Genomic DNA, 23,544 nt, shown 5'->3' with positions numbered 1-23,544 from the left:
GGTCTCTTCGAAGCATGAGGGACGCGTGGAACAGACAGCCCGACGTAACGGCGCTCTGCCAGCCGGCCTCGATCCATCGCACGGGCGGTCGGCCGGCTGATAAGACAGGTCCGACAGCCGGCAACTTTTTCAAGGATGTGTCGAGGAGGTCGGCGCGCCGCCGTCGGACGGCGGCTGGGCGACGCGGGCAGGTTCAGGAAGGAAGGGCGGCATCTCATGGCCGCCCACTGGAACCGATGCCGGTTGTGGGCGCTACCGCCGCTGCCCGAGGCACGAACCGCATCGCAGGCATCGCCGAGACCGACGGCCACAACATGGGCCTTCCGACACGTAGCTTCGTCAGGACTGCCCGTCACGCACCTACCGATCCCCACAGAACGGGTTCACACATCACGACTCACCACCTGCCCCGGACCCGGCACGAGGCCGCGTCAAGTCGGCAACGCTGTCGTCGCCGTCCTGGACAGCCTGCGCTGCAGTTGCGGAGAGCGCACCTGCGGCAGCCTTGGTGTGTCGCGATGATGCGCCTCGCTCTTGCCGGCTGACGACAAGGTGGGTGGTGCCGGCCCGGCCGCGGCTCCGTTTCCACCACCGGTGAAGACTCTGTTGCCCACTGCCCCGAACGCGGTGCCGGACGAACGCACCAGGATGGCCGCAGCGCGAGCAGGGAAGTGCCGGTGCAACCGCGCGCACGGCCGGGAGTACGTGAGGTGAAGCCGAACACCACGTCCGCTGCGTGACAGAGGATCTCTTGGTTTCACGTGAAACATCACGGCCTCGGCACCGGTGCGCGCCTAGGCCACGCACCGGCCGCAACTATTGCTCCAGGCGAAGCCGTGAGACAGGGGGCAAGCATGACATCCCACGTGATGCCGCCTCGCAGAGTCGGCGGATCAGGTCGCCGCCGATTGCCGGTTCGGTGAGCCGGATGTCGGTCCGCGCGTGCCATCACACCGGCCTGCCGGGCGCACCGCCACCACCCCGAACCTCCCAGAGCCGAAGCCACCCGTTCCGCACTGACGGTTCCCGCCACCGGCTATGCCAGGCAACGCACTCACTCAGTTCTCAGCCCCACACCCGGTCCAGCGGCCCCCAGACGCTCCGGCCTTCGGGTACAGCAGCCACCGACTTGCACGCCCGCCTGACACACCACCGAGCAGACCCTGGCGTACGAGACTGATTCGCCAGACCCTGCGCCGCGCAGTAACCATCGGTGAACCCCGGCCCCAGATGGGACGATGACCGATCCGGTGTGCGACCGGTTCGCAGGCCCCGCGAACGGTCGCATACCCGAACCGCAGACGTGATCCACCAGTCGGTCCCTCGACCCATGCAGCACAGCTGCCCACAGCCCCGATCCCGTCAACGCCGTCGATCGGGTTCCGCCAGGCTCTCCGTCGGCCCCGCCATCAGCCTCATCCAGAGGCCCGATTCGCAGGCCCGAGGACCAGTCCCAGCAGGCCCATCACGCGCCCAGGATCGCGCTGCAGGCCCGAACGGCCGGCCAGGCTGACCGCGGTCCAACAGGCGTAGTCCGCGAGCTCTGTCGGGAACCAGCCCGGCGCACCGTCAACCCAGAGGTGCCATCGGGCCCGGTCCGGCCGCACCGGTCGTCATCTCCGGCGGCCGCCAGCCCTGCTGGCAGAGTTCGCAAGTCCGCTTCGGCAAACCGGGGAAGGGCCTCCCGCCTGACGAACCCACACACTCGGGCCTTGGCTCAGTCCCACCTCGCGGGGCATCCCTCCAGCAGCGGAGGCGCAACCGACGCGACCCTCCTCGGCTGTCGGCCATTGCCCCGGACGAGGTGCACCGTATCCCACGGCCAGACCCGGATGGAGGACGCGGTTATGGACAAGGCGGATCTCGTCCCCACGTGCCGCCCGAAGAGGCGGGTCGGTTGGCTTGCCGCGAGGAGGGATTCAGCCAGCATGGAGTTACCCCGCTGCGTCTCACTGCAGAGGCCGACCGATCCTGACAGCTGCACCTGGCCATACCAGCCACCCTGGACGCGCCAGATGCGGGAGCAGACGGCGCGAGGAGCCGGTACAGCCGGCGCGCCACGAGCGGAAAGCCAGGGAAGGGCCGTGTCCGAAGCAGGAGGCGGGTGAAGGCGGTTAGGAATCGCGCCAGGCCCTCACCGGGTCGAGCCGAGATACTTCCTGGTCAGCCTCAGCCGGCGCTTCAACCTGTGCCAGGGCGAAAGAGAGCGGGCCGCCCGATCGGGCGGCCCGCTTCGTCAACCTAGTCTATTCCTGGTTCTCCACGCCGATGATCCCGACGATCCGCTCCAGGTCGTCAACCGTCGCGAACTCTATCGTGATCTTGCCCTTGCTCCGACCGATGTCCACCTTCACCTTGGTGTCGAACCGGTCCGACAGCCGGTCCGCCAGGTCGACCAGGGCGGGGGCGTGTGGCTTGGCGCGCCGCTTGGCGGCTGGCTGCTTGGCGTCGCTCTCCGCATTGGCCAGGGTCACCAGTTCCTCGGTGGCCCGCACCGACAGCCCTTCGGCGACGATACGCGTCGCGAGCTTGTCCTGGGCGTCGGCCTGGTCGAGGCTGAGCAGCGCACGTGCGTGGCCCGCGGACAGCACTCCGGCGGCCACCCGCTTCTGCACCTGCGGGGGCAGGTTCAGCAGGCGGATGGTGTTGGAGATCTGCGGCCGGCTGCGCCCGATCTTCTTGGCCAGCTCGTCGTGCGTGGCGCCGAACTCCTCCAGCAGCTGCTGGTACGCCGCCGCCTCTTCCAGCGGGTTCAACTGCGCCCGGTGGATGTTCTCCAGCAGGGCGTCGCGCAGCATGGCGTCGTCGCGGGTGTCCCGCACGATCGCCGGGATCATCTCCTTGCCGACGGCCTGTGCGGCACGCCAGCGCCGCTCGCCCATGACGAGTTCGTACTTGTCCTGGCCGAGTTCGCGAACGACGATCGGCTGCAGGAAGCCGACCTCCTGAATGGAGATCTTCAACTCGTCGAGCATCTCGTCGTCGAAGATCTGCCGGGGCTGCTTCGCGTTGGGCACGATCGAGCCGACCGGGATCTCCGCGAACCGCGCGCCGGGCACGGGTGCCAGGTCCATCACCTGCGCCGGGGGCGGCATCTCCACAGCCTGCGGAGCCTCCACGGCGACCGTGACGGCCGGGGGAGCGGAGACCGGCACAGCGGCCGGTACAGCCTCGACCGGGGCGGCCTGCGCCGGCACCGGGGCCGCGACAGGAGCCTCCGCCGCCACCGGGGCCGAGGGGATCAGCGCACCGAGACCGCGACCGAGGCCTCCCTTACGTACGGGGGGCGGGGTCATGCCGCTGCCTCGCCTTCCGCAGTGGTGCTGTTCCGCGTGCTCATGCCGCAACTCCGATCTTCGCGCCGCGCTCGGCGATCTCCTGCGCGGCCTCGAAGTAGCTGGTGGCTCCACGCGAACCGGGATCATAAGTCATGACCGACTGGCCGTAGCTCGGTGCCTCGGACACACGCACGTTGCGGGGGATGACCGAGGTCAGCACCTTCTCGCCGAAGTGGTTGCGTACGTCCTGCTCGACCGCGTCCGCAAGGCGGGTACGGCGGTCGTACATGGTCAGCAGGATGGTGGACACGTCCAGGTTCGGGTTCAGGTGGGCCTTCACCAGGTTGATGTTGTTCAGCAGCTGGTTGAGGCCCTCCAGTGCGTAGTACTCGCACTGGATCGGGATCAGCACCTCCTGTGCGGCGCAGAGCGCGTTGACCGTCAGCAGGCCGAGCGACGGCGGGCAGTCGATGAAGACGTAGTCGAACTCCATCGGGAAGCCCTGGATCGCGCGGCCGAGCCGCGACTCGCGGGCGACCACGGAGACCAGCTCGATCTCGGCACCGGCGAGGTCGATGGTGGCCGGCACGCAGTAGAGGTTCGGGATGCCCTCGACCGCCTGCGCCACCTCCTCCATCGGCACCTGGTCGATCAGACAGTCGTAGACGTCCGGCACGCCCGCGTGGTGCGGCACGTTGAGTCCGGTCGAGGCGTTGCCCTGCGGGTCGAGGTCGACCACCAGGACCCGGTTGCCGTGCAGGGCCAACGCCACCGCAAGGTTCACCGTCGTGGTCGTCTTGCCCACGCCGCCTTTCTGGTTGGCGACGCACATGACGCGCTGCCGGGTCGGGCGAGGCATGGTGACCTCACCGCTCGGGTTAAGGATCTGTACGGCGCGCATCGCTTCCATGGCCAACGGTGGGTCCTCCGAACTACCGGACGCTGTCGTGTTCGCGTCAGAAGCACCGTACGCGGTCGCACTCTGATCCTCACCCGCGACATGCGTAGAACTGGGTTGAGGGCGGGGCGACGGCGGCCGGTTCGCCGGGGGAGCGGACACCGGCACGTAGCCGGTCGCACCGTGCGGAGCCGAGGAGAACTCCGCGGGCGGCACACTGCTCCCCGGCGGCGGCACCGAGGCCGTCGCACGGAAACCGGTCGCGTCAGGGCTCGCCGGACCACCGGGAGCCGGATATGACCCTGCCGCGCTCGACGTGTACGTGTTCGCGACGGTCGGCCTCATACCGGAGCCCTGGTTGGCGGCGCCTCGCTGCGCCGGGGTTGATGTTTCACGTGAAACAACGCCGTAAGAGCCCTGGGGGAGGCTCATGCCGTATTCCTGCACCGTGTCATCCCTGCCCGCATCGGATCGGATGGCTGCGCCGGCCGGTCCGGCGCGCGCTGGCGTCTCTGCCGGCGGTGCAAAGACCGCACCCGCGACAGTCGGGTCCACATTATCGACGCGCGGCCAGCCTACGGCGGACGGGCGACGGAAGCTACCACCGTCCTCCGGTTGGGCACGCGTGTGACGGCCTTCTGGCTGGACATACACCAAGAATCCCGGCACCAGTGACATGCGACATCCGAGCCGCCGCAGCGCCAGGGAGGTGCCCGGCCAACCTGCGGCCACGGGGGCGACGGGAGCCGTACGCATCACCCGCCGGGCCGGGGGCGCACCGGTCGCCAGCACCGCGCCGGACAGGGGCGACCGGATGGCCGCCCCTGTGCCTGGAAAAGCACCGGCATAGGTTCGCGGGCGCGGCAGGTCGGCCGAGGCGGACGCGCCGGCTCCGTCGGTTCGCAGGACACCCATCGTCGTGCGCCCTCTCCGTCAGCGGAGGGCGCATCGCTCAGCGCCGGCGCCCTCCGCGCCCTGCCCGCCGGGTCGGCTTGGCAGTCTTCGGCACGACTTCGCGCTCCCGAACGATCTCCACCACGGTGGTGGGCGGGTCGATCAGGCCGACGCCGCACTGGTGGATCACGGCCGGGCCACCGCCGAGGCGGGCAACGGCGTCACCGTGCTCCGCGATCTCCTCGGTGGCCGACACCCCCTTGAGTGCCAGCAGGCGGCCTCCCAGCGAGGCCAGCGGCAGACACCAGCCCGCAAGCCGGTCCAGCGGCGCCACCGCGCGAGCGGTGACGACGTCCGCGCTGAGCCGGCCGATCTGCTCCTCCGCGCGGCCGCGTACCACGGTGACCTGACCGGTCAGGCCGAGAGCCGCCACCGCCTCCTCCAGGAAGGAGGTCCGACGTGCCAGTGGTTCAACCAGAATGACCGAAATATCCGGTCTAGCCACTGCGAGCACGATACCGGGCAGACCCGCTCCGGAGCCCACGTCGACGACCGTGGCGGACGGGGAAATCAGCTCGGCCACTGCGGCGCAGTTCAACAGGTGTCGCTCCCACAGCCGGGGAGCCTCGCGCGGGCCGATCAGGCCGCGCACCACCCCGTCGGTGGCCAGCAGGTCGGCGTAGCGCACGGCGATGTCGAGGCGGTCGCCGAACAGCGTCTCGGCCGCCGGACGAAGGTCGGGGGAGAGCACGGAGCCGGTCACCCCGTCGGGGATGACCGGCTCCGTCTTGTCGTCGGAACTCACGCCGGACGTACCACGATCCGGCGGTTGGGCTCGACGCCCTCGGACTCGCTCTGCACCCCCGCCGCGGCGTTGACCACGTCGTGCACGCACTTGCGCTCGAAGGCGGACATCGGCTCCAGCTTGACGGCCTCGCCGTGCTGCTTGACCTTCTCCACCGCGTTCTTGGCCAGCGCGCCCAGCTCCTTGCGGCGCTGGTCGCGGTAGCCACCGACGTCCAGCAGCAGGCGGCTCGGTTCACCGGTCTGCTTGAAGATCGCCAGTCGGGTCAGCTCCTGCAGTGCCTCCAGCGTCGCGCCGCGCGGGCCGACGAGGGACTGCAGTCGGCTGCCGACCACCTCGACCACCGGGCGGCCACCGGAGACCAGCTCGTCGATGTCGCCGTCGGCGTCCAGGATGTCCAGCAGGCCCTCGATGTAGTCCGCCGCGATCTCGCTCTGCCGGAACAGGTCGGCGTCGCTGGCGGCCTTGCGCTTGGGAGCGGCGGCCTCGTCGGCGCCCTCCTCGGTCTCTTCGGCCTCCGCCGTGCCCTTTGCCGCCTCGGTCTCGGCGAGGTCTTCGACTGCCACGTCGTCCAGCTCAGTCTGGTCGGTCACGTTCTTCTCCGGGTGTTCGGTCCGATCAAAACCCCGTGATCGGCCCCGCGCCTCACGAAGCGGGGATCACGAGCAGGTCTGTGGGGGTGGCAGTCAGCCGGCCCGCGCCGGCGGCCGCCGCCCGGCGTCCTCCGCGGCGAGGCGGAGGACGGCTTCGGGCAGGGCCGCGATCGCAGGGCGATCATGGCTGAGGTCAGCCGACGTTCTTCTTCACCGTCTTGCGCTTGGTGTTGGTCGGCTTGGCGCCGACCTTGGGCGCGAGCGCCTTGGCGACCTCCGGGTCGATGACCTTCGGCTCCGCCTTGGCGCCGGCCATCTTCGGCGGCGGGTACTTCTTCAGCACCCACATCTGCTGGCCGAGCGTGAAGAGGTTCGTCGTGGTCCAGTAGATGATCAGACCGAGCGGGAAGGCCACCGCAGAGATGATCAGCGTCGCCGGGATGCCGTACAGCATCAGCTTCTGCATCATCTTCTGGGTGGGGTCCTCGGACCAGCCGGTCTTCAGGATCATCTGGCGGCTGGTCATGTAGGTCGTGATGATCATGACCACGCCGAGGATGCCGCAGAGCACGGCGGCCGCGCCGCCCTGGGTGAAGGTCGCGCCGATGGACACGCCGAACAGGTCGGCGGCCATGCCGCTCTGGAACTGCGCGGCGGTCCAGCCGTAGAGGGTCTCGTCGACGGTGCCCGTGCCGAGGCGCTTGATCACGTGGAAGACGCCGAAGAAGATCGGCATCTGGATCAGCAGCGGAAGGCAGCCCATCAGCGGGTTGGCCTTCTCCCGCCGGTAGAGCTCCATCATCTCGCGCTGGAGCGTCTCCTTGTCACCCTTGTGCTTCTCCTGCAGCGCCTTCAGCTGCGGCTGGAGGGTCTGCATGGCCCGCTGCGACCGGATCTGCTTGATGAACAGCGGGAACAGCAACACGCGCACCGTGAGCACCAGGAATACGATCGCCAGGACCCAGTCCCAGTTGGTGGCGAGCCAGGTGCCGTCGCCCCAGAGTTTGTCGAAGAGGCTGTGCCATAGCAGCAGGACCTTCGAGACGATCGTGTAGATCCAGTCCATCATGAGGGTGTTGCTCCAGTCACATCAGTACTGCGGCGGGTGTTGGGTGGCACTGGGTCATATCCGCCCGGGTGAAAGGGATGGCAGCGACCGAGCCGCTTGACCGTCAGCCAGAACCCCCGCGGCGCGCCGTGCTGCGCGATGGCCTCCAGCGCGTAGGCGCTGCAGGACGGGTAGAACCGGCAACGGGCTGGCAGGCCCGGACTCACCCAACGACGGTACGCGATGATGGGTAGGGCCAGCACGCGCCCGGCGAGTGTCGTGGGTCGCGACGGCTGCGTCATGTCTTACCCCCGGTCGACCTGCGGCGCGATGCCTGGCCGGGGTCGCGCTTGAGCGCCGCGGCGAGCGCGCCGTCGAGGTCCCGACCCAGTTGTTCGTACGAGGCGGACGCCGCCTGCGGCAGCGCGCGCACCACCACGGTGGTTCCGGCGGGCAGCCCGTCCAGCCGGTCCGCCGCCAGATGGCGCAGCCGGCGCTTCACCGTGTTGCGGATCACCGCGTTCCCCACCGCCTTGGAGACCACGAACCCCGCCTGTGAGACCTGCCCGGACACGGCAACGGCGTGGCCGGGATCAGCTCCCTGCCACGCCGTTTCATGCTCGATGGCCGCTGCGGGCACCGTCAGGTGCACCACCACGGCGCCACGACCGGCTCGGCGGCCTGCCCGCACGGCGGCGGCGAAGTCAGCGCTTCGCCTCAACCTGTGCGCAGCCTGCAGCATCCGAGGCCCGTCCGGGGTCTCAGACCGCCAGGCGGGCGCGGCCCTTGCCCCGGCGCGACGACAGCACCGCGCGCCCGGCGCGGGTGCGCATACGCAGCCGGAAGCCGTGGGTCTTCGCGCGCCGACGGTTGTTCGGCTGGTACGTGCGCTTGCTCACGTCAGGTCTCCTGGGGATCGCCCCGCCGTCAAGCGGGGAAGTTCTAGCTTTTCGCGGATGCACCGCCCGGTTGACGGCAGGATCGGGACGAAGAATCTCGATCTTGTCTGAGTCAGGGCGGACGCCGCAACCGACACCCTAGCAGAGGGTGATGGAGCAACCGCTCCAGGGTACACGTGCCGTCGATGTCCGCCAAGAACTCTTCGCAGCTCACTCACCGTGTCAACAGTGTCGCCTACGCCGCAACCCACAGTGTCGTTATCAACACTCACCGAGAGTGAAGCTGTGGACAACGAGTGGACGCCTGTGGATAACCCTGTTAGCGTGCCGGAGTGCCTGGCTGACGGGGCTGGCCGTTAATTGTGGCAGTTACCGCAAAACCGGGCAATAAGGTGGCTCGTTCGGCACGGTGGGCCGTGTTGCAGGCGCTCGTGCGCCGGATAGGGCGACCCATGCCAGCCGGACCTCGGATACCGATCGACACACAGCCTGTGGATAACTTGTGGAGAACCTCGTTGATTCGGGGGATAACCCGGGGGAAAACCACGGTCCGTGATGACACCGTCATTGATCGGAGCCGTCGGGCGGGCGCTGACGGGCAGCCCGGTGCGAGACCGAGCCCCGCTACACGGAATCGAAGGGTCGACCGCATGAACGAGGCTGACAGGTGAGCGACCTCAATGCCGTGTGGCTGGCTGCCACCGACGAGCTCGCTGACGAGATCGTCTCGGCGCAGCACCGTGCTTATCTCCGGCTCACCCAGGCCCTCGCGGTGGTCGACGACCTCGTGCTGCTGAGCGTGCCGGACGCGTTCATCCGCGACATCATCGAGACGAAGCTGCGCACCGCCATCACCGACACACTGTCGCGGATCATGGGCCGGCCGGTGCAGGTGGCGGTCAAGGTGCGTCCCCCGGATGAGTCCGCGGCCCGGCCCGCGCCGCCGCCACCGCCCCCACCCGCCGAGTACGCCCCGGTGGCGTACACCGCACCCGTCTACACCCCGCCGCCCGCCGAGCACTCCATCGTGGCGCCGGCCGCCGACGGTGAGGACGCGCTGTTCGCCGTCCCGGTCCCGCGGCACCCCGAGGTCGCCCCGGTGCGTGCCGCCGTGCTGCGCACGCCCGACCGCGACGGCCCGTCCGACTCCGGCCCCGGCCGGGGCACCGGCCCGGTGGACAGCCGCAACGTGCCGCACCCGCTGGCTGCGGTACGAGAGGAGCGCGAGCGCCGTCCCGGCGCCACCCCCGGCTCGGCTGCGGGCGACGCCGGCGGCAACAAGCTGAACCCGAAGTACCGCTTCGAGACGTTCGTCATCGGCTCCTCCAACCGCTTCGCGCATGCCGCGTCGGTGGCGGTCGCCGAGTCCCCGGCGAAGGCCTACAACCCGCTGTTCATCTACGGCGGCTCCGGGCTGGGCAAGACCCACCTGCTCCACGCGATCGGCCACTACGCCCAGGAGCTCGGTCACGCCCGCAGCGTCCGGTACGTGTCGACGGAGGAGTTCACCAACGACTTCATCAACTCGATCCGCGACGACAAGGCCAGCGCGTTCCAGCGCCGCTACCGCGACGTGGACATCCTCCTGATCGACGACATCCAGTTCCTGGAGAAGCGCGACCGGACCCAGGAGGAGTTCTTCCACACCTTCAACACCCTGCACAACGCCAACAAGCAGATCGTCATCACCTCCGACCGCTCGCCCAAGGCGCTGTCGACGCTGGAGGACCGGCTGCGCACCCGGTTCGAGTGGGGCCTGCTGGCCGATATCCAGCCGCCGGACCTGGAGACCCGGATCGCGATCCTGCAGAAGAAGGCCGCTCAGGAGCGCCTGCACGCGCCCGCCGACGTGCTGGAGTTCATCGCGTCGCGGGTGTCGAACTCGATCCGCGAACTCGAGGGCGCGCTGATCCGCGTCACCGCGTACGCGAACCTGAGCCGCGAGCAGGTCAAGCTGTCGATCGCGGAGGAGGTGCTGCGCGACTTCATCCCCGACGACGCCGCCCCCGAGATCACCGCCGACCAGATCATGCTGTCGACCTCGGAGTACTTCGGCGTCAGCTTGGAGGACCTGCGCGGCCACTCACGCTCGCGGGTGCTGGTCAACGCGCGCCAGGTGGCCATGTACCTGTGCCGCGAGCTGACCGACCTGTCCCTGCCCCGGATCGGACAGGCGTTCGGGGGACGTGACCACACCACGGTCATGCACGCCGACCGCAAGATCCGGCAGCAGATGGCGGAGCGGCGATCCCTCTACAACCAGATCGCCGAACTCACCAACCGCATCAAGCAGATCTAACGGGGCAACGGCGACGGCCGCGCCGTCGGACCGCTCACCTGGACGAAGACCCCGTCGCGGTACGCGTAGCCCCGATCCTGCGGGGTGATGCGCTCCGCGCCGTCGTCGTTGCCGTACCCCTCGATGCGCACCGTGACCACGTCCCCGCGCACCGAGACCTGCCCCGGGTCGACCCACGGAAAGAAGTCGAACGTCTTCGCGTCGAGCACGAAACCGAGCGGGCGGAGCGAGCCGTCGGCGACGGTCAGTGCCAGCACCTGCTTACGGGTGAAGATCCCTTCGATCCGGCAACTGACGAGCACCAGCAGCTCGTCTCCGGGCACCCTGTCGAGATCCGCGCGTGCGGGCGGGGACAGCTCGGCCACAGTCAGAAAGTTGTACGGGCCCTCCCGTTCCGTGCCGTCGACGAAGGTCCGGCGGCCCGCCGGGCACAGCGCCATCGCAGGCACCTCGAACGACGCGTTGCGCACATCCGGCGCGGCGAGGCCCTGCCCCGGCGACGTCACCGTCGGGGCGGGGGTCGCCGCGGGCGACGGCCGAGCGGTCACCGCGCCGGGTGAGGTGGACGGCGTGATCACCGGCGGCGCGACGGGCCTGCCGACGACCACCACCGTGGCGAACAGCCCACCCGCCAGCGCCAGGACCGTGGCAACCGACGCGACCACCCTGCGCCGCGCCCGTCGGCGCGAGGCGGCCAGCACCCGGGGATAGAGGTCGACCGGAGTCGCCTGCGCCGCGAGCTCGGCGAGCTGGGCGCGGAAGAGGTCGCTCATCACAGCTTCCTGTCGCTGGTGGGGAAGTCGAGCAGATCCGGCGCGACGGTGCGGAGTCTCGCCAGCGCCTTGGCGGACTGCGACTTGACCGTGCCGACCGTGATGCCGAGCAGGTCGGCCACCTCTGCCTCGGACCGGTCCTCGAAGTAGCGCAGGACCAGGACCGCACGCTGGCGGACGCCGAGCCGGCCGAGCGCCTCCTGCAGTGCGAGCCGGGTGACGGCTCGGGCCTGCTCGTCGACGACGTGAGAGGAGGAGTGGGCACCGGGTTCCGGCGGGAGATCGGTCAGCCGCTCCGGGGAGCGCCTGCGGCGACGCCACCACGAGATCTGCAGGTGATACATGATCTTTCGGGTGTACGCCTCGGGGCTGCCGTCCCAGACCCGGTGCCAGACCTGGTGGGTGCGGCTCAGCGCGTCGTTGACGAGATCCTCGGCCAGATGCTGGTCACCGGTCAGCAGATAGGCGGCCCGCAGCAGGGCCGGCGTCCGCGCCCGCACGTACGCCTCGAACTCGTCGGCGCGCGATGCACTCATCGGGATCCGCCTTGTGGGTAGAGGGTGCCCGAAGCCGGGTACGCCCCCTAGAAGCCGCCTCCGACGGCGAAAGGTTGCCCGTTGTCCACAGCGTTCGTGGATAAGTCCGTGGATAACCCGGTGGATTGCCTGTGGATCCGCTGTGGACGGATGTGGACGAAGGATCCGCCAAAAATCTTGCTGTGGAAAGGGTGTGGACGCCCGTGTGGACGGAGCGCTTGATCCGTGGACAGCGGACCATGATCGGTGGATATCGCTGTGGAGGACGTGGATGCCCGGTGTCCACAGTTTGGGGAGAACCACTGGGGATTGCCGGTGGATAACCTGTGGACGCCCGTGGACAACCGGTGGACGAAGCTCCGGCTGTGGAGAACCAGGCGGGTTATCCACCGGCCGTCCACCGCTCCTCCACACCCCCGCATGCGTGCTGACCAGGGAGTACGGCGTTAATCCACAGTTTCCACAGCACCGATGATGAAGACGGGAGTTATCTCTAAGAGAGAAATCAAGAAATCATCGGGGTTCGGGAAGTTGTGGATGCTCGGCCACCGCCGATCCACAGGGGCCGCCGAGGGGAGATCGCCCGGGGGTCCTAAGGTTTCAGTGGTCAGCTTGGCAGCATCGACGTGACCACAGGAGGGCTGAGATGAAGTTTCGGGTAGAGCGTGACGCGCTTGCCGACGCCGTGGCCTGGACCGCCAAGAGCCTTCCGAGCCGGCCCTCGGTGCCGGTCCTCGCGGGCGTGATGCTGCGGGTCGCCGACGGCCGCCTGCACGTCTCCGGCTTCGACTACGAGGTCTCCAACCAGGTGGACGTGGAGGTGCAGGCCGACGCGGACGGCGCGACCCTGGTCTCCGGCCGCCTGCTCGCCGAGATCACCAAGGCGCTGCCGGCCAAGCCGGTGGAGATCGCCGCCGTCGGCGCGCACCTGGAGCTGGTGTGCGGCAGCGCCCGGTTCACCCTGCCGACGATGCCCGTCGAGGACTACCCGACCCTGCCGGAGCTGCCTGCCAGCGCCGGGCGCGTCGACGCCGCCGTGTTCGCCTCGGCCGTGTCCCAGGTCGCCATCGCGGCCGGGCGCGACGAGACGCTGCCGATGATGACGGGCGTGCGGCTGGAGCTTTCCGGGGACACCCTGGCGCTGCTCGCCACCGACCGCTACCGGCTCGCGATCCGGGAGATCTCCTGGACGCCGGACGACCCGGAGATCAGCGTCAACGCGCTCGTCCCGGCGCGCACCCTGGCCGACACCGCCAAGACGCTCGGTCCGACCGGCGGCGACGTCACCATCGCGCTCGCCGACGGCGGCAAGGGCGAGGGCATGATCGGATTCCTGGGCGGCTCGAAGGTCGGCGGCTCCCGCCGGACCACCAGCCGTCTGCTCGACGGCCAGTCGTACCCGCCGGTGCGTTCGCTGTTCGCGCCCAGCTATGCCTCCGAGGCCCGGGTCACCGTGTCGGCGCTGGTCGAGGTCGTCAAGCGCGTCTCGCTGGTCGCCGAGAAAGCCACGCCGGTGCGCCTGAGCTTCAGCGAGGATGGTCTCGTGGTCGAGGCCGGCGGCACCGAGGAGGCGCGGGCGAGCGAGGCGATGGACGCCACCTTCACCGGTGAGTCGATGACGATCGCGTTCAACCCGCAGTACCTCATCGAGGGCCTGGGGGCGCTCGGCGCGCCGACTGCGGTGTTCTCGTTCAACGACCCGTTCAAGCCCGCGGTGATCACCCCCGCCGACGCCGACGGTGCGGTGATCCCCGGGTTCCGCTACCTGATCATGCCGATCAGGGTGGGCCGCTGACACAGCGGCCAGGCTCCAACGCACCAAGGGGGAAGACATGCAGCTCGGTCTGGTCGGACTCGGCAAGATGGGCGGCAACATGCGTGACCGCCTGCGCGAGGCGGGTCACGAGGTCGTCGGATATGACCGCAACCCGGCCCTGTCCGACGCCGAGAACCTGGCCGACCTCGTCGCCAAGCTGGCGGCGCCGCGCGCGGTGTGGGTGATGGTGCCCGCGGGCGTCACCGAGGCCACCATCGACGAGCTGGCTCCGCTGCTCAGCCCCGGCGACCTGATCATCGACGGCGGCAACTCGCGCTTCTCCTCCGACGGCCCGCGGGCCGGTCGGCTGAGCACGCGCGGCATCGGCTACATGGACGTCGGCGTGTCCGGCGGCGTCTGGGGCAAGGAGAACGGCTACGGCCTGATGGTCGGCGGTTCCGACGAGAACGTCGCCCGGATGATGCCGGTCTTCGACGCGCTCAAGCCGGCGGGCGAGTTCGGCTTCGTGCACGCGGGCCCGGTCGGCGCCGGCCACTACGCCAAGATGGTCCACAACGGCATCGAGTACGGCCTGATGCACGCCTACGCCGAGGGCTTCGAGCTGCTGGAGGCCTCCGAGCTGGTCACCAACGTGCCGGGCGTGTTCCGGTCGTGGCGCGAGGGCACGGTCATCCGGTCCTGGCTGCTCGACCTGATGGACCTCGCGCTCACCGACGACGAGCACCTGGAGAAGCTGAAGGGCTACGCCGACGACACCGGCGAGGGCCGCTGGACCGTCGAGGAGGCCATCCGCCTCGCCGTGCCCATGCACGTCATCTCCGCGTCGCTGTTCGCCCGCTTCGAGTCCCGCCAGGACGACTCCCCGGCGATGAAGGCGATCGCGGCGCTGCGCAACCAGTTCGGTGGCCACGCCGTGCAGCAGGCCGGCTGAGTTGTACGTCAGAAGGCTCGAACTCGTCGACGTCCGCTCGTACCCACGGGTGGGCGTCGACCTCGAGCCGGGGCCGAACGTGCTGATCGGCCCGAACGGGGTGGGCAAGACCAACCTGGTCGAGGCACTCGGCTACATCGCGACGCTGGCCAGTCACCGGGTCTCCACCGACGCCCCGCTGGTGCGGGTGGGCGCGAGCAGCGGTGTGATCCGCTGCGCGATCGTGCACGAGCGCCGTGAGCTGCTGGTCGAGCTGGAGATCGTGCCGGGCAAGGCCAACCGCGCCCGGCTCGGCCGGTCTCCGGCCAAGCGGCCCCGCGAAATCCTCGGCGCGCTGCGGCTCGTGCTGTTCGCGCCGGAAGACCTGGCCCTGGTGCGCGGTGAGCCCGACCAGCGGCGGCGTTACCTCGACGACCTGCTCACCGCCCGGCAGCCCCGGTTCGCCGGGGTGCGGGCCGACTACGACCGGGTGTTGAAACAGCGCAACGCCCTGCTGCGCACCGCGTACCTGAGCCGCAAGGTCGGCGGAGCCCGCGGCGGCGACCTGAGCACCCTCGAGGTGTGGGACACCCACCTCGCCGAGCACGGGGCGCAGCTGCTGCGGGCCCGCCTCGGCCTGGTCGAGCAGCTCGCGCCGTACCTGGAGGACGCCTACCAGCAGGTCAGTGCCGGGGTCGGCAAGGCGGTCGCGGAGTACCGCGCCTCGGTGCCCGAGCCGACGTCCGAGGCGATGCTGGCCGCGCTGGCGGAGGTGCGCGCCGACGAGATCGCCCGGGGCACCACGCTGGCCGGGCCGCACCGCGACGATCTGGTGTTCCGCCTCGGCGACCTGCCCGTCAAGGGCTACGCCAGCCACGGCGAATCGTGGTCGTACGCCCTCGCGCTGCGGTTGGCCGGCTACAGCCTGCTGCGCGCGGACGGCATCGAACCCGTGCTCATCCTCGACGACGTCTTCGCCGAGCTGGACACCGGACGCCGTGAGCGGCTGGCCCAGCTCATCGGCGACGCCGCGCAGGTGATCATCACGTGCGCGGTCGAGGCCGACGTGCCCGCCGCGCTGCGCGGTGCCCGATACTTCGTGACTCCCGGGGAGCTGAGCCGTGGCTGACGCCGTACCCCCCGCGGAGCAGAACGGCCCGGAGCTGGCGCGGGCCGCGCTGGACGCGGCGCTCAAGAAGCGCGCGGCACGTAACCAGGCCGCGGCGGAGGCACGAGCCAAGGGTGAGAGCCCGGCCCGCTACCGGCCGCGCGGCTACTCCGGCCCAGGGCCCGACCCGCGCGACCCGGCGAAGCTCGGCGATGTGCTGTCCCGACTGATGAAGACGCGCGGCTGGCAGCGCCCGACAGCCGAGGCGACCGTGTTCGGCGAGTGGGAGAAGTGCGTCGGCCCCGACATCGCCAGCCACAGCCGCCCCGTGAAACTGGAGAACGGCGAACTGACCGTCGAAGCCGAGTCCACCGCCTGGGCGACCCAGCTCCGCCTGCTCGCCCGCACGATCCTCACCCGCATCGCGGGCACCGTGGGCAACAACGTCGTCACCAAACTCCACATCCACGGTCCCGCCGCCCCTTCCTGGACCCACGGCCGCAAACGCGTCCGCGGCACCGGCCCCGGCGACACCTACGGCTGACCCAAAGCAAAGGAAGGGCACCTTCACATCGCTATGCGTAGAGGAAGGTGCCCTTCTTAACGCGCCCGTGGCGAGTGGTGATCGCTGGTTCAGGGCGAAACGTTCGGTCAGACCGCGCGACCTGACCACAGACAGCGATCATGAGTCGGTTGATTCGATGCTGTCGGGCATCGGGGCGGATCTTTGGAACCTCGGTGGCGGGTTGGGCATCTGAAGGCCATGCGGAGACTGTGGGGACATCTTGCGGCGCTGGTGGTGCTGACCTCGGTGCTGGTGGTCGGGCCGTCAGGGGCGGCGTGCGCGTGCAGCTGCGCCGAACCCGATCCGGTGGAGAACACGGCCTGGGCCGACCTGGTGTTCGTCGGGGTGGTCGTCGACGTCGACCGGCCCGCGTTCAGCATGTCGTCCGGCGACCTGATGACCGCCCGGCTCACCGTCGAGCAGGTGCGTAAAGGCGACGCGCAGGGTCACGTCGAGGTGAAGACCGCGATCGAAGGGCCGAGCTGCGGTTTCGACTTCGTCGAGGGCAACCGCTATCTCGTGTACAGCCGCGAGGGCCAGACCAGCCTGTGCTCCGGCAATCAACTGCTCGGCGCAGCTCCCGAGGTCGAGCTGGAGGGCGACGTGCCGGTCGCCGCACTGCTCGGCGGCGGCGCGGTGGTGCTGCTCGCCGCGTTCGCGCTCTGGTGGGTGCTGCGCCGCCGTTCGGCGCATCCGGCGTCCGGTCCCGCTGACGCGGGGACCGCGGGACCGGACGAGGCCCGCCCGGACGGTCAGGACTCGGCGTAGACGGCGAAGCCGCGGTCGGCGCAGCGGCGGTAGAACTGGGCCAGCACCCCGAACTCCGACAGCGGGAAGCTCCACTGGGGGTCGCCGTCGGTCTCCTCGCGCAGCGCGTCGAGGCGCGTTTCGAGCCAGCGCAGCTGCTGCTCGGGGAGTCGGGAATCGGTCAGTGCGGCACGAAGCACCGCGGCGACGCTGTCGAACGTGACGGTGTCGCCGTGCGGTGCATGGCCCGCGACGAACTTCTCGAGGCCACCCGCGATCCAGGCGCAGCCGTCGGGGTCGATGACCGGGTCCTCGTCCTCCTCGGCGGCCTCGGTGGCGTAGAGCACACCCTTGAGCCCGAGCAGCAGATCGACGACCTCGGTGTACGCCGTGGCGCGGACCGTGCCGGTGCGGGCGATGTGACCCGCGAGCGCGGCGGTCGGCGCGGCGGTGCTCGGCTGTTCGGCCAGCTCGGCGAAGTCGACGAATTCCGCGGGCGCCACCGGGTCGTAGAAGCGGCCCGTGGCCGGCCACTGCACCGCGACGTTGTCCAGACCCATGTCAGCCTCTCGAGCGCTTGAGTTCCAGGCCGTGCGCAACTTACGGCATACGGAGGACATTGCGCGACCCTCTGAACCGGTGCTTCTGGGCCCGCTCGCCAGCGGCCCTCAGGAGCATCACGTCCGTAGGGGGAGTTGCGACCGGAGGCTTTCGGGCGGCTACGGGGCTGTGAGGGCCCCGAAACGACGTTCTGTGGGTGCCGCGTGCGGCAGATGTCAGCGCGACACAGTAGGATCGAGACCGAGAGCAGAACACTGGGTGGACCGTGTACGCGACACCGGTGGGTTGTCCCGCGCGCCGCAGGTCCGCCCTGTGCCGCGCTGTGTGTCACCCCCGTCCCGCGTATGCCTGCCCGGCGAAGCCTGTCCCCGGTGCGTGGGTATGCGGACGCGGTGAGACAGGACTGGTTGTCGTCCCCGTCGCCCCGGCGGCGGAGGAGGGATTGAGAGTGGCAACGCCGAAGCAGAACGACAAGGCCTACAACGCGTCATCGATCACGGTCCTGGAAGGCCTGGAGGCGGTACGCAAGCGCCCCGGCATGTACATCGGCTCCACCGGTGAGCGGGGCCTGCACCACCTCGTGTGGGAGGTGGTCGACAACGCCGTCGACGAGGCGCTCGCCGGCTTCTGCGACACGATCTCCATCACGCTCACCAAGGACGGCGGGGTGCGCGTCGTCGACAACGGCCGCGGCATCCCGGTCGACATGCACCCGGTGGAGAAGCGTCCGACCGTCGAGGTCGTGCTGACCGTGCTGCACGCCGGCGGCAAGTTCGACGGCCAGGCGTACGCCGTCTCGGGTGGTCTGCACGGCGTCGGCATCTCCGTGGTGAACGCGCTGTCCACGCGCATCGACCTGGAGATCCACAAGGACGGCTTCGTGTGGCGGCAGCGCTACAACAACTCCAAGCCCGAGCCGCTGGAGAAGGGTGAGGCGACCAACCGCACCGGCACCAGCGTCACGTTCTACCCGGACCCGGACATCTTCGAGACGGTCGAGTTCAACTTCGAGACCATCTACCGCCGCGTGCAGGAGATGGCGTTCCTCAACCGGGGGCTGACCATCGCGCTGCGCGACGAGCGCGCGCTGGCCACCGACGGCGAAGAGGCCGAGATCCGCGAGGTCACCTTCTGCTACAAGGGCGGCATCGCCGACTTCGTGCGGCACCTGAACAACACCAAGAGCCCGATCCACAAGTCGGTGGTGGAGTTCGGCGCCGACGGCGAGGGCATGGCCCTTGAGATCGCGATGCAGTGGAACGAGTCGTACGGCGAGTCGGTCTACACCTTCGCGAACACGATCAACACGCACGAGGGCGGCACGCACGAGGAGGGCTTCCGCGCGGCGCTGACGACCATCGTCAACAAGTACGGCGCGGACAAGAAAATCCTCAAGAGCGACGAGAAGCTCTCCGGCGAGGACATCCGCGAGGGTCTGGCCGCGATCATCTCGGTGAAGCTGGCCAACCCGCAGTTCGAGGGTCAGACCAAGACCAAGCTGGGCAACACCGAGGTCAAGAGCTTCGTGCAGAAGGTCTGCAACGAGTGGCTGGCCGACTGGCTGGAGCGCAACCCGGCCGAGGCCAAGACCATCATCACCAAGGCCTCGCAGGCCGCCCGTGCCCGCATCGCCGCCGCGCAGGCGCGCAAGCTGGCCCGGCGCAAGTCGCTGCTGGAGTCCGGCTCGATGCCGGGCAAGCTGGCCGACTGCCAGTCCACCGACCCGAAGATGTGCGAGCTGTTCATCGTCGAGGGTGACTCGGCCGGCGGCTCGGCCAAGCAGGGTCGCGACCCGCGGGTGCAGGCCATCCTGCCGATCCGCGGCAAGATCCTGAACGTGGAGAAGGCGCGCATCGACAAGGTGCTGCGCAACAACGAGGTCCAGGCACTGATCACCGCCCTGGGCACCGGCATCCACGACGAATTCGACATCGAGAAGCTGCGGTACCACAAGATCGTGCTGATGGCCGACGCGGACGTCGACGGCCAGCACATTCAGACGCTGCTGCTGACGCTGCTGTTCCGCTTCATGCGACCGCTGGTCGAGTTGGGGCACGTGTACCTCGCGTCGCCGCCGCTGTTCAAGATCAAGTGGAACAAGAAGGGCGACGACGCGCAGTACGCGTACTCCGACCGCGAGCGGGACGGCCTGATCCGGCTGCGCCAGGAGACCAAGCCGAACGCCAAGCCCGACGACATCCAGCGGTTCAAGGGTCTGGGCGAGATGAACTACCCGGAGCTGTGGGAGACCACGATGAACCCGGGTACCCGGACACTGCGTCAGGTGACCTTGGACGACGCGGCAACCGCAGACGAACTCTTCAGCGTGCTGATGGGCGAGGACGTTGAGGCACGCCGCTCGTTCATCCAGCGCAACGCGAAGGATGTCCGGTTCTTGGACATCTAGTCCGGACAGATGTCCGAGTTTGGACATTTAAGAGCAGGAACCTACCGACCTGTGGATAGACACACTGTTTATCCACAGGTCGGGCCCTGATCCACAGCGTTATCCACAGCTTCCTCAGCTTCATACGCAGGAAAAGAGTTTTAGACAGTGAGCGAGACTCCTGACCCTCGGCCGGAAGAGGTCGGCGTGCACGGCCGCATCGAGCCCGTCGGGCTCGAGGTGGAGATGCAGCGGTCGTACCTCGACTACGCGATGAGCGTCATCGTCGGCCGGGCGCTGCCGGACGTGCGCGACGGCCTCAAGCCCGTGCACCGCAAGATCCTGTACGCGATGTACGACGGCGGCTTCCGCCCCGACCGCGGCTACTTCAAGTGCGCCCGCGTCGTCGGCGAGGTGATGGGTAACTACCACCCGCACGGCGACACCGCGATCTACGACTCGCTGGTCCGCATGGCGCAGCCGTGGTCCCTGCGCTACCCGCTGATCGACGGCAACGGCAACTTCGGCTCGCCGGGCAACGACCCCGCCGCCGCCATGCGGTACACCGAGTGCCGGCTGTTCCCGCTCGCGATGGAGCTGCTGCGCGACATCGACGAGGACACCGTCGACTTCATCCCGAACTACGACGGGCGCAACCAGGAGCCGACGATCCTGCCGGCCCGGTTCCCGAACCTGCTCGTCAACGGCTCCGAGGGCATCGCCGTCGGTATGGCCACCAAGATCCCGCCGCACAACCTGCGCGAGATCGGCCAGGCCGTGCAATGGTGCCTGGCGAACCCCGAGGCCACCGAGGCCGAGGTGCTCGAGGCCGCCATCGGGATCGTGAAGGGCCCGGACTTCCCGACCCGCGGTCTGATCGTCGGCACCAGCACGATCGAGGAGGCGTACCGCACCGGTCGCGGCTCGATCCGCATGCGGGCCGTGGTGGAGGTCGAGGAGGACAAGAAGGGGCGCGCCTGCCTCGTCGTCACCGAGCTGCCCTACCAGGTCAACCCGGACAACCTCGCCGAGCGGGTCGCCGAGCTGGTCAAGGAGGGCAAGCTGGGCGGCATCGCGGACATCCGCGACGAGTCGTCCGGCCGGACCGGCATGCGCCTGGTGCTCGTGCTCAAGCGCGACGCCGTGGCCAAGGTGGTGCTGAACAACCTCTACAAGCACACCCAGCTGCAGGAGACGTTCGGCGCGAACATGCTGGCGCTGGTCGACGGCGTGCCGCGCACGCTGAACCTCGCCCAGTTCCTGATGTACTACGTCAGCCACCAGATGGAGGTCATCCAGCGACGGACGGCCTTCCGCCTGCGCAAGGCCGAGGAGCGGGCCCACATCCTGCGCGGTCTGGTCAAGGCGCTGGACATGCTGGACGAGGTCATCGCCCTCATCCGCCGCTCGCCGAGCGCGGAGGAGTCGAAGACCGGCCTCATGGCGCTGCTCGACGTCGACGAGATCCAGGCCACCGCGATCCTCGACATGCAGCTGCGCCGCCTGGCCGCGCTGGAGCGTCAGAAGATCATCGACGAGCTCGCCCGGATCGAGATCGAGATCGCCGACCTCAAGGACATCCTGGCCAAGCCCGAGCGGCAGCGGAAGATCATCTCCGACGAGCTCGGTGAGATCGTGGCCAAGTGGGGCGACGACCGGCGCACGAAGATCATCCCGTTCGACGGCGAGGTCTCCATGGAGGACCTCATCGCGCGCGAGGACGTCGTCGTGACCATCACCCGAACCGGGTACGCCAAACGGACAAAGGTTGACCTGTACCGCTCGCAGAAGCGGGGCGGCAAGGGCGTCTCCGGCGCCACGCTGCGTCAGGACGACATCGTCAGCCACTTCTTCGTCTGCTCCACGCACGACTGGATCCTGTTCTTCACGAACAAGGGCCGGGTCTACCGCGCCAAGGCGTACGAGTTCCCCGAGGCCTCGCGCATCGCGAAGGGCCAGCACGTGGCCAACCTGCTCGCCTTCCAGCCCGACGAGCAGATCGCCCAGGTGATCGAGATCCAGAACTACGAGGTCGCGCCGTACCTGGTGCTGGCCACGAAGAACGGTCTGGTCAAGAAGACCGCGCTGGCGGAGTTCGACTCCAACCGCAGCGGCGGCATCATCGCGATCAACCTGCGCGACGACGACGAGCTCGTCGGCGCGGCCCTGATCGCCGCGGAGGACGACCTGCTGCTGGTGAGCAAGCAGGCCCAGGCCATCCGCTTCAACGCCACCGACGAGGCACTGCGCCCCATGGGCCGCGCCACGTCGGGCGTCATCGGCATGCGCTTCGGCGACGGCGACGAGCTGCTGGCCATGGAGGTGGTCCGGGACGGCATGGACGTCCTCGTGGCGACCAACGGCGGCTACGCCAAGCGCACCCCGATCGACGAGTACCCGGTGCAGGGCCGGGGCGGAAAGGGCGTACTGACCGCAAAGATCACCGAACGCCGTGGCGGACTGGTGGGTGCGGTCGTTATCAGCCCGGAAGACGAGCTCTTCGCTATCACGAGCAACGGCGGAGTTATCCGAACTCCGGTGAAGCCCGTGCGGCGGACGCGCGATCGGAACACAATGGGTGTCAAGCTGATGGACCTCCCAGAAGGCGTAACCCTCGTCGCCATTGCCCGCAATGCCGATGAGCCGGACGAACAGGACTAGTGCATGACGGAGACACAGGCGATGTCGGAGACCGCGGGGGCTCCGGCGAGTCCGGTCGAGAAGGACGGCGGCGACGCCGCCTCGTCGACCGGCCGGGCGGCCGTAGGCCGCGCGACAGTCCCCGCTGATCAGTCCGAGCCGACCCCGGCCCGGTCCGCGACCGGGGGTGACGAGCCGGCCGGCAGCACCGCTGCTGCTGCCGCCACGACCACCACCGGCACCTTCACCCGGCCGGCGGGCATGCCCGTCCCGGATTCGGAGCCCACGGGCGCCATCGCGACCTCCGACCGGCCGGCGACGGCCACCGGTCGGGCCGCGGCCGGCTCCTCGACGCTGCGCTCGGTGGTCAACAGCGCCAGCGCCGGCGCGGTACGGGTCACCGAAGCCGTGCGTGCTGCCCGGACCAGTGCCGGCTCGGCCGCCTCGCGCGGCCCGCGCCGGGCCCGGCTGAGCATCAAGCGCATCGACCCGTGGTCGGTCATGAAGTTCTCGTTCGCCGTGTCCTTCGTGCTCCTGGTCGTCATCGTGGTCGCCACCTCGGTGCTGTACCTGGCGCTGGACGCGATGGGCGTGTTCAACTCGCTGAACACGACCCTGGCCGACCTGTTCGCCTCGAACGGCAGCGCGGGCGACTTCCGCATCAGCGCCAGCGCGGTGATCGGGACGTCGGCCATCCTGGGCGCGATCAACGTGGTGCTCTTCACCGCGCTGCGCCGCGGTCGACGCCACCCGCGACAAGTACGGCGACGGCCGGCTGCGCCGCTATGACGCGGATCTGATCGTGCCGTCCGCCGCCCGGATCCGCT

Annotated in this window: 20 protein-coding genes; 9 read left to right on the top strand and 11 right to left on the bottom strand. The window is 69.2% G+C overall.

All coding sequences use genetic code 11. From position 1 onward, the window contains the following. Positions 1-2,246: 2,246 nt before the first annotated feature. From AB0B35_RS24955 to rpmH, 8 genes are all read right to left on the bottom strand, one after another. On the bottom strand, positions 2,247-3,296 hold the full coding sequence (locus AB0B35_RS24955; protein ID WP_361049359.1) for a ParB/RepB/Spo0J family partition protein: 1,050 nt from the start codon (positions 3,294-3,296) through the stop codon (positions 2,247-2,249). A gap of 40 nt (positions 3,297-3,336) precedes the next feature. Next, complete coding sequence (locus AB0B35_RS24950; protein ID WP_361049547.1) at positions 3,337-4,521, bottom strand: ParA family protein; 1,185 nt, start codon at positions 4,519-4,521, stop codon at positions 3,337-3,339. A gap of 607 nt (positions 4,522-5,128) precedes the next feature. Further along, complete coding sequence (gene rsmG / locus AB0B35_RS24945; RefSeq protein WP_361049545.1) at positions 5,129-5,833, bottom strand: 16S rRNA (guanine(527)-N(7))-methyltransferase RsmG; 705 nt, start codon at positions 5,831-5,833, stop codon at positions 5,129-5,131. 38 nt (positions 5,834-5,871) lie between these two features. Next, complete coding sequence (locus AB0B35_RS24940) at positions 5,872-6,468, bottom strand: R3H domain-containing nucleic acid-binding protein (protein WP_361049357.1); 597 nt, start codon at positions 6,466-6,468, stop codon at positions 5,872-5,874. Between the two features lie 193 nt (positions 6,469-6,661). Next, positions 6,662-7,537, bottom strand: coding sequence for a membrane protein insertase YidC (yidC, locus tag AB0B35_RS24935; protein WP_360523433.1), 876 nt, complete (start codon positions 7,535-7,537; stop codon positions 6,662-6,664). Further along, positions 7,534-7,818 (bottom strand): membrane protein insertion efficiency factor YidD, encoded by a 285-nt coding sequence (gene yidD / locus AB0B35_RS24930; RefSeq protein ID WP_166381194.1) that lies wholly within the window; start codon positions 7,816-7,818, stop codon positions 7,534-7,536. Before yidD ends, yidC begins: the two co-directional genes overlap by 4 nt. Beyond that, the gene (gene rnpA, locus AB0B35_RS24925; protein WP_361049355.1) at positions 7,815-8,258 is read right to left on the bottom strand and encodes a ribonuclease P protein component; all 444 of its coding nucleotides are present in this window, start codon (positions 8,256-8,258) and stop codon (positions 7,815-7,817) included. Before rnpA ends, yidD begins: the two co-directional genes overlap by 4 nt. Positions 8,259-8,277: 19 nt before the next feature. Next, entirely contained in the window at positions 8,278-8,415 is a 138-nt protein-coding gene (gene rpmH / locus AB0B35_RS24920; RefSeq protein ID WP_120317612.1) for a 50S ribosomal protein L34, read from the bottom strand. Between the two features lie 667 nt (positions 8,416-9,082). Here rpmH and dnaA point away from each other — a divergent pair. Next, a complete protein-coding gene (dnaA, locus tag AB0B35_RS24915) occupies positions 9,083-10,714 on the top strand; it encodes a chromosomal replication initiator protein DnaA (protein ID WP_361049353.1) in 1,632 nt (543 codons plus the stop codon). Here dnaA and AB0B35_RS24910 read toward each other — a convergent pair. Next, positions 10,711-11,487, bottom strand: coding sequence for a hypothetical protein (locus AB0B35_RS24910; RefSeq protein ID WP_361049351.1), 777 nt, complete (start codon positions 11,485-11,487; stop codon positions 10,711-10,713). The two genes, dnaA and AB0B35_RS24910, sit on opposite strands and share 4 nt — an antisense overlap. Next, positions 11,487-12,023, bottom strand: coding sequence for a SigE family RNA polymerase sigma factor (locus AB0B35_RS24905; protein WP_361049349.1), 537 nt, complete (start codon positions 12,021-12,023; stop codon positions 11,487-11,489). Before AB0B35_RS24905 ends, AB0B35_RS24910 begins: the two co-directional genes overlap by 1 nt. A 646-nt stretch (positions 12,024-12,669) precedes the next feature. On the opposite strand from AB0B35_RS24905, the gene dnaN reads away from it, so the two are divergent. From dnaN to AB0B35_RS24880, 5 genes are all read left to right on the top strand, one after another. After that, positions 12,670-13,818, top strand: coding sequence for a DNA polymerase III subunit beta (gene dnaN / locus AB0B35_RS24900; protein WP_360523448.1), 1,149 nt, complete (start codon positions 12,670-12,672; stop codon positions 13,816-13,818). A 37-nt stretch (positions 13,819-13,855) separates the two neighbouring features. After that, a complete protein-coding gene (gene gnd, locus AB0B35_RS24895) occupies positions 13,856-14,731 on the top strand; it encodes a phosphogluconate dehydrogenase (NAD(+)-dependent, decarboxylating) (RefSeq protein WP_360523451.1) in 876 nt (291 codons plus the stop codon). Between the two features lies 1 nt (position 14,732). Further along, positions 14,733-15,839 carry a DNA replication/repair protein RecF gene (gene recF, locus AB0B35_RS24890; protein ID WP_361049347.1) on the top strand — a complete coding sequence of 369 codons (1,107 nt, stop codon included), beginning with the start codon at positions 14,733-14,735 and terminating at the stop codon, positions 15,837-15,839. Further along, complete coding sequence (locus AB0B35_RS24885; protein WP_361049345.1) at positions 15,832-16,362, top strand: DciA family protein; 531 nt, start codon at positions 15,832-15,834, stop codon at positions 16,360-16,362. Before recF ends, AB0B35_RS24885 begins: the two co-directional genes overlap by 8 nt. A 219-nt stretch (positions 16,363-16,581) precedes the next feature. Beyond that, the gene (locus tag AB0B35_RS24880) at positions 16,582-17,151 is read left to right on the top strand and encodes a hypothetical protein (RefSeq protein ID WP_361049343.1); all 570 of its coding nucleotides are present in this window, start codon (positions 16,582-16,584) and stop codon (positions 17,149-17,151) included. Here the strand turns inward: AB0B35_RS24880 and AB0B35_RS24875 are convergent. Next, entirely contained in the window at positions 17,136-17,690 is a 555-nt protein-coding gene (locus tag AB0B35_RS24875; RefSeq protein WP_203695040.1) for a hypothetical protein, read from the bottom strand. The two genes, AB0B35_RS24880 and AB0B35_RS24875, sit on opposite strands and share 16 nt — an antisense overlap. A gap of 449 nt (positions 17,691-18,139) precedes the next feature. On the opposite strand from AB0B35_RS24875, the gene gyrB reads away from it, so the two are divergent. The 3 genes from gyrB to AB0B35_RS24860 all read left to right on the top strand — a co-directional run bounded on the left by gyrB (position 18,140) and on the right by AB0B35_RS24860 (position 23,506). Next, positions 18,140-20,098, top strand: a complete 1,959-nt coding sequence (gene gyrB / locus AB0B35_RS24870) for a DNA topoisomerase (ATP-hydrolyzing) subunit B (protein WP_360523463.1) — start codon at positions 18,140-18,142, stop codon at positions 20,096-20,098. A gap of 147 nt (positions 20,099-20,245) precedes the next feature. Beyond that, positions 20,246-22,738, top strand: coding sequence for a DNA gyrase subunit A (gene gyrA / locus AB0B35_RS24865; protein WP_360523466.1), 2,493 nt, complete (start codon positions 20,246-20,248; stop codon positions 22,736-22,738). 3 nt (positions 22,739-22,741) lie between these two features. After that, complete coding sequence (locus AB0B35_RS24860) at positions 22,742-23,506, top strand: DUF3566 domain-containing protein (protein ID WP_361049341.1); 765 nt, start codon at positions 22,742-22,744, stop codon at positions 23,504-23,506. The last annotated feature ends 38 nt before the right edge of the window (positions 23,507-23,544 follow it).

This window comes from Catellatospora sp. NPDC049133, from assembly GCF_040648455.1.
Taxonomy (GTDB): Bacteria; Actinomycetota; Actinomycetes; order Mycobacteriales; family Micromonosporaceae; genus Catellatospora; species Catellatospora aurea.
This window is presented reverse-complemented; position numbering and strand designations above follow the sequence as displayed.

What these genes read in the sequence shown, in the direction of transcription:
- yidC (WP_360523433.1), bottom strand. Translation starts at nt 7,537, where the DNA reads ATGATGGACTGGATCTACACGATCGTCTCGAAGGTCCTGCTGCTATGG.
- AB0B35_RS24955 (WP_361049359.1), bottom strand. Translation starts at nt 3,296, where the DNA reads ATGACCCCGCCCCCCGTACGTAAGGGAGGCCTCGGTCGCGGTCTCGGT.
- AB0B35_RS24905 (WP_361049349.1), bottom strand. Translation starts at nt 12,023, where the DNA reads ATGAGTGCATCGCGCGCCGACGAGTTCGAGGCGTACGTGCGGGCGCGG.
- AB0B35_RS24875 (WP_203695040.1), bottom strand. Translation starts at nt 17,690, where the DNA reads ATGGGTCTGGACAACGTCGCGGTGCAGTGGCCGGCCACGGGCCGCTTC.
- AB0B35_RS24880 (WP_361049343.1), top strand. Translation starts at nt 16,582, where the DNA reads ATGCGGAGACTGTGGGGACATCTTGCGGCGCTGGTGGTGCTGACCTCG.
- AB0B35_RS24950 (WP_361049547.1), bottom strand. Translation starts at nt 4,521, where the DNA reads ATGAGGCCGACCGTCGCGAACACGTACACGTCGAGCGCGGCAGGGTCA.
- gnd (WP_360523451.1), top strand. Translation starts at nt 13,856, where the DNA reads ATGCAGCTCGGTCTGGTCGGACTCGGCAAGATGGGCGGCAACATGCGT.
- yidD (WP_166381194.1), bottom strand. Translation starts at nt 7,818, where the DNA reads ATGACGCAGCCGTCGCGACCCACGACACTCGCCGGGCGCGTGCTGGCC.
- AB0B35_RS24860 (WP_361049341.1), top strand. Translation starts at nt 22,742, where the DNA reads ATGACGGAGACACAGGCGATGTCGGAGACCGCGGGGGCTCCGGCGAGT.
- AB0B35_RS24910 (WP_361049351.1), bottom strand. Translation starts at nt 11,487, where the DNA reads ATGAGCGACCTCTTCCGCGCCCAGCTCGCCGAGCTCGCGGCGCAGGCG.
- rnpA (WP_361049355.1), bottom strand. Translation starts at nt 8,258, where the DNA reads ATGCTGCAGGCTGCGCACAGGTTGAGGCGAAGCGCTGACTTCGCCGCC.
- dnaN (WP_360523448.1), top strand. Translation starts at nt 12,670, where the DNA reads ATGAAGTTTCGGGTAGAGCGTGACGCGCTTGCCGACGCCGTGGCCTGG.